This window comes from Pseudoalteromonas umbrosa, from assembly GCF_030125375.1.
In the GTDB taxonomy this organism is placed as follows: domain Bacteria; phylum Pseudomonadota; class Gammaproteobacteria; order Enterobacterales; family Alteromonadaceae; genus Pseudoalteromonas; species Pseudoalteromonas umbrosa.
Genome location: NZ_JASJUU010000024.1, coordinates 79,393 through 94,225, shown reverse-complemented (window position 1 = coordinate 94,225; position 14,833 = coordinate 79,393). Strand labels below are relative to the sequence as shown.

Sequence of the window (14,833 nt, the reverse complement as noted above, 5' to 3'; positions counted from 1 at the left end):
CTCATAAGAAATTGAGACTCTAAATATTTTGTTAGAACTCAATCTGTACGAGTGCCCACACAGATGATTGCTTCATATTTTTAAAGAACAGTGTAACTAACCCTTGGTTAGCTACCGCAGCCTTGCTGCGAAGTGGAGCGCCATATTAACCGCTTCACTTTTAAAGTCAACTAGAAAATTTAATTTATTTTCAATTAAGCTTTCAGTTTGGCTTTAACCTTCACTTTAGTTTGCGTTTTCTCTCGCATCCCGCCGTGTCAGTGGGTGCGCATTATAGGGAGATCTGAATTTGGATCAAGTGTTTTTTATAAAAAACTTATAAAAACACGCACTTCGAACAAAAAACAAACTAAACCGCTCTTTTATGTACATTAAAAGTACAAAACGGGCTTTTTTTATAAAAGTTTCGTTCTTTATTAGCTAAATAAGCTAATAAAGATAGGAATATTACACTGCCGCATCTAAGGCTAAGAAAAGGTTTTAGAAAAGGTGTTGTACTTAGTGTTTTTTACAAACAAAAAAGCCGAGCTAATGCTCGGCTTTTTCGTGTCTTATAAAGACTTACTCTGCAGACTGCGCGTCTTCTTGAACTTCTTCAGTCGCAACTGGGCGATCAAGTAGTTCAATATAAGCCATTGGCGCATTGTCACCTGCACGGAAGCCACACTTAAGAATACGAGTGTAACCACCTGGACGATCCGCGAAACGTGGACCGATCTCAGAGAACAATTTACCAACTACTTCTTTATCACGCGTGCGAGCAAACGCTAAACGACGGTTTGCTACGCTGTCAGTCTTAGCCAGTGTGATTAAAGGCTCAATTACACGGCGCAACTCTTTCGCTTTAGGCAAAGTTGTTTTGATGATTTCGTGCTTCACCAAAGAACCAGCCATATTGCTGAACATCGCTTTGCGATGGCTGCTGTTACGGTTTAATTGACGACCACTCTTACGATGGCGCATGACCCTATCCTTCTAACTAAACTAATATAGTAATCTGATTATTCAGCTAGACTTGCAGGTGGCCAATTTTCTAGACGCATGCCTAGAGAAAGACCACGAGAAGCTAGCACGTCTTTAATCTCTGTTAGAGATTTCTTACCAAGGTTTGGCGTCTTAAGAAGCTCAACCTCAGTACGCTGTACCAGATCACCGATATATTGAATTTGCTCGGCTTTCAGACAGTTTGCAGAACGTACTGTTAGCTCTAAATCATCAACAGGACGAAGTAAAATCGGATCAAACTCCGGCTTCTCTTCTTTTTCTTCTGGCTCAGAAACATCGCGCAAATCTACAAACGCTTCTAGCTGTTCAGCTAGGATTGTAGATGCACGACGGATCGCTTCTTCAGGATCTAGTGTGCCATTAGTTTCCATATCGATAATTAGTTTATCTAAGTCAGTACGCTGCTCAACACGGGCTGATTCAACCGAGTACGCAATACGTTCAACTGGACTGAATGATGCATCTAGCAACAGACGACCAATTGGACGCTCATCGTCATCAGAGGATAAACGACTTGACGCCGGAACATAACCACGACCGCGCTCAACACGGATACGCATACTGATATCGCTATTGTCAGCAGTTAAGTGACAAATAACGTGTTCAGGATTAGCAATTGTTACATCGCCGTCGTGCTGGATGTCAGCCGCAGTCACAGGGCCTACACCAGACTTAGTCAGGGTAAGGAAAACTTCATCTTTACCTTCTAAAGTAACTGCTAGACCTTTAAGGTTTAACAGGATTTCAATGATGTCTTCTTGTACGCCTTCTTTCGCGCTGTACTCGTGTAATACACCGTCGATCTCTACTTCTGTCACTGCACAACCCGGCATAGACGAAAGAAGAATACGACGTAAAGCATTACCTAAAGTGTGACCAAAGCCACGCTCTAGAGGCTCTAAAACTACTTTAGAACGGGTTGAGTTGATAGCGTCGATATCGACTAATCTTGGTTTTAGGAATTCGGTTACAGAACCCTGCATTTTATCCTCTCTTAACTCTTAACTTTACTTCGAGTAAAGTTCGACGATTAGTTGTTCATTAATGTCCGCAGACAGATCAGAACGCTCAGGTAGGCGCTTAAAAGTACCTTCCATTTTCTTACCGTCAACTTCAATCCAAGTTGGCTTTTCGCGTTGCTCAGCCAACTCTAGAGCAGCGATGATACGCGCTTGCTTCTTAGACTTCTCACGGATTACTACTACATCTTCTGGAGTAATAACGAAAGAAGGAATATTCACAACACGACCATTAACCATAATCGCTTTGTGGCTTACTAGCTGACGTGCTTCAGCACGTGTGCTTGCAAAACCCATGCGATATACAACATTGTCTAGACGTTGCTCTAGAAGCTGTAACAAGTTTTCACCTGTGTTACCTTTAAGGCGAGCAGCTTCTTTATAGTAGTTGCGGAATTGCTTTTCAAGTACACCGTAGATACGACGAACTTTTTGCTTTTCACGTAACTGTAAACCGTAGTCAGATAGACGACCTTTACGTGCGCCGTGCTGACCAGGTGCTGTTTCTAGTTTACACTTAGAGTCAATTGCTCTTACGCCGCTTTTAAGGAACAGGTCAGTACCTTCACGACGACTCAGCTTGAGCTTAGGGCCCAAATATCTTGCCATGTTCTTTCTCCTAACCTATTAATTATACGCGACGTTTCTTCGGTGGACGACAACCATTATGTGGGATTGGCGTCACGTCAGTGATGTTTGTGATACGGAAACCAGCAGCATTCAATGCACGTACAGCAGACTCACGGCCTGGACCTGGACCTTTAATGAATACTTCTAAGTTCTTAAGACCGTACTCTTGTGCAGCAGTACCTGCGCGCTCAGCAGCAACCTGTGCAGCGAACGGAGTAGACTTACGAGAACCACGGAAACCTGAACCACCCGCAGTCGCCCAAGAAAGAGCATTACCTTGACGGTCAGTGATGGTCACAATAGTGTTGTTGAAAGAAGCATGAACGTGAGCCATACCGTCAACAACTTGCTTTTTGACCTTTTTACGACGAATTGGTGCTTTTGCCATAACTTACCCCACCTTATTTCTTGATAGGCTTGCGTGGACCCTTACGAGTACGCGCGTTAGTCTTAGTACGTTGACCACGTAGTGGTAACGAACGACGGTGACGTAAGCCACGGAAACAACCAAGGTCCATAAGACGTTTGATGTTTAGTGTTACTTCACGACGAAGATCACCTTCAACAGTGTACTTGCCAACTTCTTCACGAAGGATGTCAAGAGTTTCGTCGTTTAACTCGCCGATTTTAGTAGTTTCAGCGATACCTGTCGCAGCTAAGATAGCCTTAGCGCGAGTTTTACCTACACCATAGATGCTTGTTAAACCAATAACAGCATGCTTATGGTCAGGAACGTTAATGCCTGCGATACGGGCCACTAACATATCTCCTATAAATAAACCTGATTATCATCTTGTTGGAAAGCCCGTACAGGATACCCAACCGACATTCAAGTTTTACCAATGAAACAGGCTAAGTGATTAACTTAGCCTGCACGACTAGATTTCTTAGCCTTGCCTTTGCTTGTGCTTAGGCTCACTGCAGATCACGCGTACTACACCAGCACGCTTGATAACTTTACAGTTACGGCAAATTTTCTTAACGGAAGCACGTACTTTCATAACTCAACTCCGTAACAGACCCTATCGGCCGTAGCCTTTAAGGTTTGCTTTTTTCAGCACAGAATCATATTGATGAGACATCAAATGAGTCTGTACTTGTGCCATAAAGTCCATGATAACAACAACGATAATCAAAATTGATGTACCGCCGAAGTAGAATGGCGTTTGCCATGCCATGGTCATAAACTCGGGCACCAGACAGATAAAGGTAATGTACATTGCACCTGCCAATGTCAGGCGTGTCATCACTTTATCAATGTATTTAGACGTCTGCTCACCTGGGCGATAACCTGGAATAAATGCGCCAGATTTTTTCAAATTATCTGCTGTTTCACGTGGGTTAAACACCAACGCTGTGTAGAAAAAGCAGAAGAAAATAATCGCTGCGGCTAGTACCATTGCGTACAGAGGCTGACCAGGGGTCAACACAGCTGACACTGCTTGTAGTGCATCAGCAAGTGGACCTTCGCCTTGGCCGAACCAGCTTGCAATTGTACCAGGGAACAGAATGATGCTGCTAGCAAATATTGGTGGAATAACCCCTGCCATGTTAACTTTCAATGGTAAGTGTGTACTCTGCGCTGCAAAAACCTGACGGCCTTGCTGACGTTTCGCATAGTTAACGACAATACGACGTTGACCACGCTCAAAGAATACTACCATGTAAGTTACTGCGACAACGATAAACGCAATAAGTGCTAAGATAAAGACATTCAAATCGCCTTGGCGCGCCATTTCTGCTGTCGAACCGATTGCAGACGGCAGGTTAGCTACAATACCAACAAATATCAGTACTGAGATACCGTTACCGATACCACGTTCTGTAATTTGTTCGCCCAGCCACATCAGGAACATAGTACCAGTTACTAAACTCACCACTGCGGTGAAGTAGAAACCGAAACCAGGATTCACAACTAAGCCTTGCATCATATTTGGCAGGTTAGTTGCAATACCGATCGACTGTATTGTAGCAAGCACGAGCGTGCCGTAACGCGTGTACTGGCTGATCTTTTTACGACCTTGCTCACCCTCTTTTTTCAGCTCTATCATCGCAGGATGTATATGCGTTAATAGCTGCATGATAATCGAGGCTGAGATATAAGGCATAATACCCAGCGCAAGTACAGATGCACGCTCAAGCGCACCACCACTGAACATGTTAAACATGGCAAAGATGGTGCCCTTTTGTTGCTCGAAGAACTCGGCAAGTACAGCGGCGTCAATCCCAGGGATAGGCACGAATGAACCTAAACGGTAAATAATGATGGCACCCAATACGAAAAGTAATCGGCGCTTCAACTCCGCAAGCCCACTTTGTGCGCTTTGCATATCTTGACCTGGTTTAGCCATAGTGTACTTCCTTAGTCTTCTACCTTGCCTCCGGCAGCTTCGATAGCTTCGCGAGCACCTTTAGACACTTTAATGCCTTTAACAGTAACTGCGCGTGAAACTTCGCCAGATTTAACAACTTTTACGAACTGAATGTTCTTCTTAACGATACCAGCTGCTTGTAGTGTGCTTAGCTCTACCACGTCGCCTTCAACCTTCGCGATTTCGAAAAGGTTTACTTCAGCAGATACTAGTGATTTGCGTGAAGTGAAGCCAAACTTTGGTAGACGGCGTTGCATAGGCATTTGACCGCCTTCAAAACCAACACGTACTTTACCGCCAGAACGCGACTTTTGACCTTTGTGACCACGACCACCAGTCTTACCTAGACCAGAGCCGATACCACGACCAACGCGCTTACCAGCAGTTTTTGAACCTGCAGCAGGAGAAAGTGTATTCAATTGCATCGAATTAGCCCTCAACCTTAACCATGTAAGAAACTTGGTTGATCATACCACGTACTGCTGGAGTATCTTCTAGCTCAACAGTATGGTTGATACGACGTAAACCAAGGCCACGTAATGTAGCTTTATGCTTCGGTAAACGACCGATTGAGCTACGTACTTGTGTTACTTTAACTGTGTTTGCCATGGTTTCTTACCCCAAGATTTCATCTACGCTAAGACCACGTTTCGCAGCGATCTTCTCTGGAGAGTTCATGTTCTCTAGAGCAGAAATTGTTGCGCGAACGATGTTGATCGGGTTAGTAGAACCGTATGCTTTTGAAAGTACGTTCTGTACACCAGCTACTTCTAGTACTGCACGCATCGCACCACCGGCGATGATACCTGTACCTTCAGATGCAGGCTGCATGTATACTTTAGAACCCGCGTGGCGACCCTTGATTGGGTGCTGTAGCGTGTGACCGTTAAGATCAACATTTACCATGTTACGGCGTGCTTTTTCCATTGCTTTTTGAATCGCAGCTGGAACTTCGCGTGCTTTACCGTAACCAAAACCTACTTTACCTGCGCCATCACCAACTACAGTTAGTGCAGTGAAGCTAAAGATACGACCACCTTTAACCACTTTAGACACACGGTTTACCGCGATTAGCTTTTCAGCCAAATCAGGCTGTTGTTGCTTTGCTTCTACGTTAGCCATTGTCTACTCCTAGAATTGCAGACCGGCTTCACGCGCTGCATCAGCAAGCGCCTTCACACGGCCGTGATATTTAAAGCCACTGCGGTCAAAAGCAAGCTTTTCGATGCCTTTGTCTGCCGCGCGTTCAGCAACTGCTTTACCAACTGCTTGTGCAGCTTCGATGTTGCCAGTGCCTTTAACTGTTTCAGCAATTGCTTTTTCAACAGTAGAAGCAGCAGCCAGTACAATACCCTCAACGTTTACGATTTGAGCGTATATGTGACGTGGCGTGCGGTGGATAACAAGACGCGTTGTGCCTTGTTCGATAATATTTCTACGAGTGCGCTTAGCACGACGTAGACGAGCTGTTTTCTTATCCATCGTCTTACCTTACTTCTTCTTAGCCTCTTTACGACGCACGTGCTCATCAGCGTAACGTACACCTTTACCTTTATAAGGCTCTGGTTCACGGTATGAGCGGATGTTTGCAGCAGTTTGACCAACTAGCTGCTTGTCTGCGCCTTTAACAACGATTTCAGTCTGGCTTGGAGCTTCGATTGTGATACCCGCTGGGATCTCGAAGTTCACTGGGTGTGAGAAGCCAAGAGTTAAGTCTAAAACTTTACCCTTAACTGCAGCACGGTAACCAACACCGACTAGTTGTAGTTTCTTTTCAAAACCTTCGTTAACGCCGATGATCATGTTGTTGATCAGAGCGCGTGCAGTACCAGCTTGAGCCCAAGCATTTGCTACTTCACGAGGTACTGTAGTGATAACGTTGTCGTTAAGAACAACTTCAACTGCGTCGTTAAGAACGCGAGTCAATTCACCGTTTTTACCTTTAACTTTGATTTCCTGGCCGTTAATTGCAACTTCAACACCGGCAGGAACAGCAATAGGAGCCTTCGCAATACGAGACATAGTTCCCCTCCGATTAAGCTACAAAGCCAATGATTTCACCACCAACACCAGCGGTACGCGCAGCGCGGTCTGTCATCAGGCCTTTAGAAGTTGATACGATAGCGATACCTAGACCACCCATTACCTTAGGTAATTCGTCACGTTTCTTATAGATACGTAGACCAGGGCGGCTAACACGCTGGATGCTTTCGATAACAGCTTTGCCTTCGAAGTACTTAAGTTCGATAGTCAATTCTGCTTTTACGTCGCCTGATACTGAATAACCAGTGATGAAACCTTCGTTTTTCAGTACGTCAGCAACAGCTACTTTCAGCTTTGAAGTTGGCATTGTTACTTCTACCTTCTTCGCAGACTGACCGTTACGGATGCGTGTAAACAAATCCGCGATTGGATCTTGCAAGCTCATGTCTTACTCCCGTGATTCTATTACCAAGAAGCCTTTTTAAGGCCAGGAATTTCACCGCGCATAGCTGCTTCGCGAACTTTGATACGGCTTAGGCCGAACTTGCGAAGGTAACCATGTGGGCGGCCCGTAATGTTACAACGATTACGTTGACGTGAAGGGCTAGAATCACGCGGTAAAGACTGAAGCTTTAATACCGCGTCCCAACGCTCATCATCAGATGTTTTAACATCGCTGATGATAGCTTTAAGTGCAGCACGCTTTTCTGCGTACTGTGCAACTAATTTAGCACGTTTTACGTCACGCGCTTTCATTGAATTCTTTGCCATAACCCTACCCTAACTTTTTGAATGGGAAGTTGAACGCTTCTAATAACGCACGGCCTTCATCATCTGTTTTCGCAGAAGTAGTGATTGTGATATCCATACCGCGAACACGGTCTACTTTATCATAATCAATTTCTGGGAAGATGATTTGCTCACGTACGCCCATAGAGTAGTTACCGCGACCGTCAAAAGACTTTGCGCTAACACCGCGGAAGTCACGAATACGTGGCATCGCGATTGAGACTAAACGCTCAAGGAAATCCCACATACGCTCGCCGCGTAGGGTTACTTTACAGCCAATTGGGTAACCTTCACGGATCTTAAAGCCAGCAACTGATTTGCGTGCTTTAGTCACTAGAGGCTTCTGACCAGAGATTGCTTCTAGGTCTGCAACAGCATTTTCTAGAATTTTCTTGTCAGCTAGGGCTTCGCCCACACCCATGTTAAGTGTGATCTTCTCGATCTGAGGGACTTGCATGACAGAGCTGTAACCGAACTTTTCAAAAAGTTCTTTTACTACTTTGTCTTTGTACACTTCATGCAGTTTCGCCATCGTCTACTCCAACTATTAAATAGTTTTGCCAGTAGACTTGAAGAAACGGACTTTTTTACCGTCTTCAAATCTAAAACCAACACGATCTGCTTTGCCAGTTTCGGCATTGAAAATCGCTACATTTGATACGTCGACAGACGCTTCTTTCTCAACAATACCGCCAGCTTGCTGTAGTTGTGGTACAGGCTTCTGGTGTTTCTTGATGATATTTACGCCTTCAACAAATACACGACCAGTCTCAGTTACAACTGAAAGCACTTTACCGCGCTTACCTTTGTCTTTACCGGCTAGTACGATTACTTCGTCATCACGACGGATTTTTGCTGCCATGATCGACTCCTTATAGTACTTCTGGTGCTAGTGAAACGATTTTCATGAACTTTTCTGTACGAAGTTCACGCGTCACAGGGCCGAAGATACGAGTACCAATTGGCTGATGGCTATCATTTAAGATAACAGCCGCATTGCTATCGAAACGGATTAAAGAGCCGTCTGGACGACGAACGCCTTTCTTAGTACGCACTACTACTGCGTTTTTAACATCACCTTTCTTCACTTTGCCGCGAGGAATTGCTTCTTTAACAGAAACTTTAATGATGTCACCAACACGCGCGTAGCGACGGTGCGAACCACCAAGGACTTTAATACACTGCACTTTGCGAGCGCCGCTGTTATCAGCAACGTCCAGCTGAGTTTGCATTTGGATCATTGTCTATGCTCCGGTGTAGTTAACATTTACTTAGATTTTGTATAAAACCTAAGCATTTAGATTAAATTCCACTCAAAAAACGAAGCTTTCGTCTTTCAAGGGCGGGGAATTGTAACAGCAAAGTTCAGCCAAAGATAGTTCAATTTTTAATTAATTTATCAATTTACCATATCTGCTATCACCGCCTTCTTTCATATGAGGGCGGTGAAGTGGAAAACAAGTCTAATGAATAAATTTTAAACCTTTGTTACAGTTCAATAAACAACCGCACATTGATTTATCTATGCTTTTCAATGTAGGTGGCAATCTCGTCGACTGTTGCCAGCCAATAACCATTTTTCGGGTCTTTTAAGTAGATGATCAGCGCTTCTAAGGCTCTTTTATCCGTGGTATACATCCCTTTTTCTCCCACTTCATGCCCAGCTAAGATAATCCATTTATTATTTTCTTTGAGCATATCTAACATGTCTTTAATTTCGGCAAAGCTCATTCCATCCATTCGATTACCTGCCAGTTGTGCAAAATCGGTATAAGTTGGATTATTACCAGTCTCATCTAACCAAGTGCGTCCTGTTTTGAATAGCTCCGCAATGAGAGGCACATAGCTTTTTACTTCTTTACCCCTACCAACGAAAGTGTTTCCGCAAGGGTATGCAAATGAACGTGGTTCAACATCGAGCTTTTCTCTCATGTAGGTTGTCGTCATTTCAATGTCTCGTCGCAACCATGCTAAGTCAACCTGCTCAAGCCCTAAATTATCTTTTCTCAGCCATGCAAAATTGCCTGTACACAAATGAGAGCTAGTGTGATTACCTAATTCATGACCATTTTTAGCTGCTTTTTTCCACCCATCTAGCCGTTCATCAACGAACTTTGGGTTCACATAAAATGTCCCTTTTACATCATACTTATCTAATATAGGGATCCCGACGTCTACTTGGCTATTACGCGCATCATCAAAGCTCAGAGATATTGCATAGCGCGCATTATTAGGATAACTAAACTTATCTTCTGCGGATTCAGTTCTATCTGTCCCGCCTAGACTAGCAAAAGATAAAGTCATCGTTATTGCGGCCATCATATGGCTACTCAGTTTTATTGTGCGCATGTTTGCTCCGTATTGCTTAGCGTTAATCGAACTTTGCAAAACAGTCTGCAAAATAGCGAGATAGTTCGCTATGATAAAATTGTGAAAGAAACCTTATTTTTCTGAATGGCCAATTTCAATGAATGCTCCTAAATCAAAAGCGATACCAAATTGATAGTCGATACTCTGCTTTGTGCGTTCTGTTGGCGACTTCTTGACCTATTTGCATCACATCTTGATAAAACGTTCGTGTTCGGATAAAACGTCCAGTATTCATGTGAGTAACTTCAAGCCTAAGCTTCACATCGTCGATTGGTGAGGACTCTATGAACCCTTTCAGTCGCTTATTACCATGTACCAATAAGGTTTCGTGGGCAAAATAAAATGGTTCTGTATAGTCACCCCAATATTCAACACCCCAAGAGCTTTTGTACTTTGGTAAATCATGGCGAAAATTCATCCAAATCCAGTCAGAGATATAGTTACTGAATCGCTCTGTGCGCCCATTAGGGTTGTCAAAATCAGAGTTTTTATGTTCGTACGAGATTTCAAAAAGCGCATTGTCTAAAACTGGCGTAAGCTCGAATGCAACTTCCAAATGACTTCCCCATAGACGTCCATCATCAACATTTGCTAAACCACCAGATGTACTTGAAAATGCGATTTGCTCTAATACATCCCGTTTCCACTGATGGAACAACTTAGCCTTAAAATTACCACGCTCAGAAAAATACCATTGGTATTGTGTTGATATTTCTGTCGTTTGTTCTGGTTTTAATCGAGTATTCCCCGTTTGATTGCGACCATCTCCCGCATCAACGCTACGAGCAAAATCAGAAAAATTTAATTGACTCACTCGATGCTCAGCAAGCCAATTTATATTCGTGTCTTCTCTTGGGTTCCAGCTTGTTTGCCAGCGTGGCTTCCAATAAGATAGAGATTGACTTTCACTATTGACCGCCATGACATCAATGCGCGAGCTTTCATAAGTTAGACCAAACTCACTTGAAAGACTTTTGGAATGCGTATAACTAACATCGGCAAATACTTCTGCTCTAAGTTCATCAACGTCGGTCACTTCTTCGTTGCCTAAACCGGGCAAAATAACTGAGGATTGCATTCTATTTTGTGCCAATTCGACGCCGAAGCGAGGAGCAATGTTTTTTTGTTGTTGTGCTTCCAAGGTGCTTCGTACAATAAGTTCCGTTTTAAGTTCTTGCTGACGCCACAAAGAGGTACTGGAATCTCGGGTCATCAAATCAATAAACGTGTCATCATTGGCATACTTTTTATCGTCAACAACAAAAATTCCAATGTTTTGCCATCTATAAGTGCTCTGGTTGTGTATCCAATCAACCCCGAATTCTGCACTTTTTGTGTCATTATCAACATCAAGTTCACGCGTTAATGCACCTAATTTTTGATATTTTTCAGGTACATTATAACGTGTCGTCTCTCCAACATAGTTTTCACCACTTACTTTGCCGGTCAGCACCACTTCATTTTTGCCACTTGACTGCTTAAGCTGCCCTGTGAATTTTAAGTTTTCAGTCTCTTCATCAAGCTCTTCAAATTCTTGATTTGTCACACGCTGGTCACGATCGAGCTGCTTAATTTCGGCGGTTCGATAACCAGGCGAGCCGCTTGCTTCAATCCCTATAGATGCCGCCCAACCTTGCCATTGAGTACTCAGTTGCATCGCAGCCTTTGGTAATATGCTGCCATCATAAAATTGAGTTAATTGACCTTCGAATGTACCAGTTGTCTTCGATTCAACTAAAATCACATCTGCAACTATGACTTTACCCGACATCACTAATGGAATTTCGCTACCTCGATATACATTAATTCTTAAAACCCGTGCAGCACCTATCCTAGACAAAACTTTATCTAAAGATTCAGACTTAACTGCAGGCCGAGCGCCATTTATCAGTACATTGCCAGCATTCCCACCAAAGCCTCGCGCCGAGTCTGAGTTTTCAAATGAAAACCCAGGTAAGCGATAGATCATATCCAGTGCATTTTGCGGGTTAAATTGGCTAAAAAAGTCGACCGAATAGCTCTGTTGTTCAGTGCGCTCTTCTACTTGGTCCGCCGCAACCTCAAAGCTTGGAAATATTAACAAGCACGACATAACAAAAAATACCAACGCCATAGCTACTCCTTTGATAAGCGCACCAACATCTAATTCACTATATAATTCTTTTATTGCTTTGGACTGATAAGGGAACCATTTCGGATCTTGATCATTATTAGGAACCGGCTCTTGTGCTTCAGCGAATGCTAAAAAGTGCTCTAAATTTTGGTGGGGTTGAATATTAAATCCAAGCGCACGATTAAAACCTCGATGCTTTTGCAAATAAAATTCTTTTGTACAGCACAGCGACTCATCATGTAACCATGCGGTGATTTGATTATCAGATGCAATATATTGCCAAAACTGCTGTTGGCTCGGAAAAAAGAAAAAGGGTTGTGACAAGCCCGTTGCATCTAATTTATGTCGTTTCAAATACGCATACTGTATTTCTAGCCACTTACTAGACACCCACGCTTGCGAATTGGGCCAACAGATAACAAAGTCACTGTTAATCTGTGCGGCCAGCTTTTCTTCGAACCATAACGATGTCTCCGTTCCTAATTCATAGGCAACAAAAGTAACGCACTCCAATTCAGTGTCAATAGATTGTATATCAAGCTCATATGGATGAGAAACAATGACCTCTAGCGGTTTGACAGTTTGCTTTTCAAGTAGCTTGAACGCATGTTTAAGTTGAGTAAGCTGGGTTACCTGTAGCACACAACTTATTTCGGCTGTTTGTTGCAAAGTATCTATATTTAGCGACGCATCATTATAATGTGCAAAATGAGTTTCTTTGAGGTGGTGATAAAATGGTATATCGCTACTAAACCAAGTTGGCATTTGCACTTTTTGCCATGCGCTCGCTTTTATAAGCTTTCCGCTAACAAAGCTCCATGTATTATTCAAATGCCTCAGATAAACAAAATGAGTATGGCCATCTACAGCAACTAAGTTAGCACCTGCTTCAATCATACTCTCCATAAAGTCAGCATCTTCCCGCAGCGAACTATCCCGATAGTCCAATGTGCCTTCAGACCAGTAAGTGCGGCTAAATACCAATGTGCCGCCAGCGATGCCGCGGCGAAACATCGCATCAAACAAAGTCTTCTCAGCAGCCCAAAACTGTCCTCGCCACACATCAAAAAATAAATGATTTTTTATCCCTGTAATATCTGCAACACCAGAAAGCAGTGGCTCTAATTGTATCGCAAGGCGTTCACTAGAGTACCAATCATCGTCATCCCACTGCGCTATAAAAGCACCTTCTGAGTACTTGGCGCCAATACTACGCTTATACCCAATAGAGGCATTATCTGGCACCTTGATCAACTTGATATTGTCCTGCACAGGCATTGAGGTTGGTAAATCTTCTTCCTGTTCATAAACAATGATCAATTCTTTATTGGGATAACTTTGCCGATTGAAGTAACTAACACTCTGAGTAATATAGTGAGCACGCCGACAAGTCGGCATAACACAACTTACTAATGGCTGCGTTTTGTTTTTTTTTGTCAGCGCTGTCATGACTTGCACCTTTGCGCTTGTAACCACGCTTGAAGCTGAAGCCAAATAGGAATAAGCGTCCGTTCCGTTTCACACAGTTGTAAAATACGTTGATAGATTTGACTACCCGTTACCGATTTAGAACGGCAAGATAAACGCATGAGCAGCTCAACTTCCTTCCAGCCTTTACTGAGCAAAGGTAAGGCATCAATCATGGGCTTACAAAGGAGCTTTAGTTCGGGATCAGGGAAGTCCTCTTGCAATGCCAGAATCCAATTATTCGTGCAGGCGCGCTGCAATGAAAACACCCACACTCCCGGAATTACATAAGGCCGTTCCCGCTCATTCAGACAGTCTATATAGTTTAAAAACTCGGTCATCGCCCCTACGCCTACATTGGGGGAATCTGAAACTAACCCTGCTATATTTTGTTCAACCTGCTTCAACGCCCAATCAATATTCAAGGGGTTTTCAGGGCCATCCTGTTCCAGCGTATAAATACGCACAGCCCCTTCATGTGCTAAAACCTCTTGAAATGAACAAATATAGTCTTCCCAAGAAATATCAACATCTTGCTTAACCGCATCATCCACTATAAATGCATTACGTGCTTTATCATGAAATTTAAAAGTCACAATATGATATGCATAGTGTTTGTGGTAATCCTCAACACGATATGGAACATATTTGGCACTATATTCACAGATCACACGCTCATTTTTAGCAAGCATGGCGAACAGATATGCATCCAATGCATCCTGCTCAGTGAAGGTATATGATCTAACTCGCAATCCATACAATGCTTGAAGCTTGTCGCCTAAATAACCAGAGATCATAGCTTGGTCAAAACGAAAATACTCTTCATCTTCATAGCGACCAAAAAAGATATCTAGTCCTTGCTTTTTTTTGCAGTCAAAGTAATAAGAATGTTCGCCAAATAACCTAGCCATATTTGCGATACCAAACTTGTCTCTCGCTTCCAGTTCAAGCGCCATAAACAAGCAGTCAGGTAAACAGGATTGAAAGATATTCAACTCATTATTGACGCCCGCTCCATTGGCATCCTTACATGTTACTCCTTGCCCCTCTATGTGTCTCATAAGTCACCACTTCCTTATTATTTT

General features: G+C 43.2%; 20 protein-coding genes. All 20 read right to left on the bottom strand.

What is annotated here, in order from left to right:
- Positions 1 to 561 precede the first annotated feature (561 nt).
- Positions 562 to 963, bottom strand: a complete 402-nt coding sequence (gene rplQ, locus QNM16_RS26310) for a 50S ribosomal protein L17 (RefSeq protein WP_010386932.1) — start codon at positions 961 to 963, stop codon at positions 562 to 564.
- 38 nt (positions 964 to 1,001) lie between these two features.
- Positions 1,002 to 1,988: a DNA-directed RNA polymerase subunit alpha gene (locus QNM16_RS26305; protein WP_023401260.1), complete on the bottom strand. Its 987-nt coding sequence runs from the start codon at positions 1,986 to 1,988 to the stop codon at positions 1,002 to 1,004.
- A gap of 24 nt (positions 1,989 to 2,012) precedes the next feature.
- On the bottom strand, positions 2,013 to 2,633 hold the full coding sequence (gene rpsD / locus QNM16_RS26300; protein WP_039611418.1) for a 30S ribosomal protein S4: 621 nt from the start codon (positions 2,631 to 2,633) through the stop codon (positions 2,013 to 2,015).
- 22 nt (positions 2,634 to 2,655) lie between these two features.
- Complete coding sequence (gene rpsK, locus QNM16_RS26295; protein ID WP_010386935.1) at positions 2,656 to 3,042, bottom strand: 30S ribosomal protein S11; 387 nt, start codon at positions 3,040 to 3,042, stop codon at positions 2,656 to 2,658.
- Positions 3,043 to 3,055: 13 nt separating this feature from the next.
- Positions 3,056 to 3,412 (bottom strand): 30S ribosomal protein S13, encoded by a 357-nt coding sequence (rpsM, locus tag QNM16_RS26290; protein WP_010378282.1) that lies wholly within the window; start codon positions 3,410 to 3,412, stop codon positions 3,056 to 3,058.
- A gap of 129 nt (positions 3,413 to 3,541) precedes the next feature.
- Complete coding sequence (gene rpmJ, locus QNM16_RS26285; RefSeq protein ID WP_002959476.1) at positions 3,542 to 3,655, bottom strand: 50S ribosomal protein L36; 114 nt, start codon at positions 3,653 to 3,655, stop codon at positions 3,542 to 3,544.
- Between the two features lie 21 nt (positions 3,656 to 3,676).
- On the bottom strand, positions 3,677 to 5,005 hold the full coding sequence (gene secY / locus QNM16_RS26280; protein WP_023401262.1) for a preprotein translocase subunit SecY: 1,329 nt from the start codon (positions 5,003 to 5,005) through the stop codon (positions 3,677 to 3,679).
- A gap of 11 nt (positions 5,006 to 5,016) precedes the next feature.
- Positions 5,017 to 5,451, bottom strand: a complete 435-nt coding sequence (gene rplO / locus QNM16_RS26275; protein ID WP_039611416.1) for a 50S ribosomal protein L15 — start codon at positions 5,449 to 5,451, stop codon at positions 5,017 to 5,019.
- Positions 5,452 to 5,455: 4 nt separating this feature from the next.
- The gene (gene rpmD, locus QNM16_RS26270) at positions 5,456 to 5,635 is read right to left on the bottom strand and encodes a 50S ribosomal protein L30 (RefSeq protein WP_010378276.1); all 180 of its coding nucleotides are present in this window, start codon (positions 5,633 to 5,635) and stop codon (positions 5,456 to 5,458) included.
- Positions 5,636 to 5,641: 6 nt separating this feature from the next.
- Entirely contained in the window at positions 5,642 to 6,148 is a 507-nt protein-coding gene (gene rpsE / locus QNM16_RS26265) for a 30S ribosomal protein S5 (protein WP_023401264.1), read from the bottom strand.
- A gap of 9 nt (positions 6,149 to 6,157) precedes the next feature.
- Positions 6,158 to 6,508 carry a 50S ribosomal protein L18 gene (gene rplR / locus QNM16_RS26260; protein ID WP_023401265.1) on the bottom strand — a complete coding sequence of 117 codons (351 nt, stop codon included), beginning with the start codon at positions 6,506 to 6,508 and terminating at the stop codon, positions 6,158 to 6,160.
- Positions 6,509 to 6,517: 9 nt separating this feature from the next.
- On the bottom strand, positions 6,518 to 7,048 hold the full coding sequence (rplF, locus tag QNM16_RS26255) for a 50S ribosomal protein L6 (RefSeq protein WP_063371526.1): 531 nt from the start codon (positions 7,046 to 7,048) through the stop codon (positions 6,518 to 6,520).
- A gap of 13 nt (positions 7,049 to 7,061) precedes the next feature.
- A complete protein-coding gene (gene rpsH / locus QNM16_RS26250; protein ID WP_046357859.1) occupies positions 7,062 to 7,454 on the bottom strand; it encodes a 30S ribosomal protein S8 in 393 nt (130 codons plus the stop codon).
- 20 nt (positions 7,455 to 7,474) lie between these two features.
- Positions 7,475 to 7,780 carry a 30S ribosomal protein S14 gene (gene rpsN / locus QNM16_RS26245; RefSeq protein WP_023401268.1) on the bottom strand — a complete coding sequence of 102 codons (306 nt, stop codon included), beginning with the start codon at positions 7,778 to 7,780 and terminating at the stop codon, positions 7,475 to 7,477.
- Positions 7,781 to 7,784: 4 nt separating this feature from the next.
- Positions 7,785 to 8,330 (bottom strand): 50S ribosomal protein L5, encoded by a 546-nt coding sequence (gene rplE, locus QNM16_RS26240; protein WP_284023148.1) that lies wholly within the window; start codon positions 8,328 to 8,330, stop codon positions 7,785 to 7,787.
- A gap of 15 nt (positions 8,331 to 8,345) precedes the next feature.
- Positions 8,346 to 8,660: a 50S ribosomal protein L24 gene (gene rplX, locus QNM16_RS26235; protein WP_023401269.1), complete on the bottom strand. Its 315-nt coding sequence runs from the start codon at positions 8,658 to 8,660 to the stop codon at positions 8,346 to 8,348.
- 10 nt (positions 8,661 to 8,670) lie between these two features.
- On the bottom strand, positions 8,671 to 9,039 hold the full coding sequence (gene rplN, locus QNM16_RS26230; protein ID WP_063375312.1) for a 50S ribosomal protein L14: 369 nt from the start codon (positions 9,037 to 9,039) through the stop codon (positions 8,671 to 8,673).
- 277 nt (positions 9,040 to 9,316) lie between these two features.
- Entirely contained in the window at positions 9,317 to 10,147 is an 831-nt protein-coding gene (locus QNM16_RS26225; RefSeq protein WP_284023147.1) for a polysaccharide deacetylase family protein, read from the bottom strand.
- Positions 10,148 to 10,280: 133 nt separating this feature from the next.
- Positions 10,281 to 13,730: a glycosyltransferase gene (locus tag QNM16_RS26220; RefSeq protein ID WP_284023146.1), complete on the bottom strand. Its 3,450-nt coding sequence runs from the start codon at positions 13,728 to 13,730 to the stop codon at positions 10,281 to 10,283.
- The gene (locus QNM16_RS26215; RefSeq protein WP_284023145.1) at positions 13,727 to 14,809 is read right to left on the bottom strand and encodes a hypothetical protein; all 1,083 of its coding nucleotides are present in this window, start codon (positions 14,807 to 14,809) and stop codon (positions 13,727 to 13,729) included. The genes QNM16_RS26220 and QNM16_RS26215 overlap by 4 nt, the downstream gene beginning before the upstream one ends.
- Positions 14,810 to 14,833 lie beyond the last annotated feature (24 nt).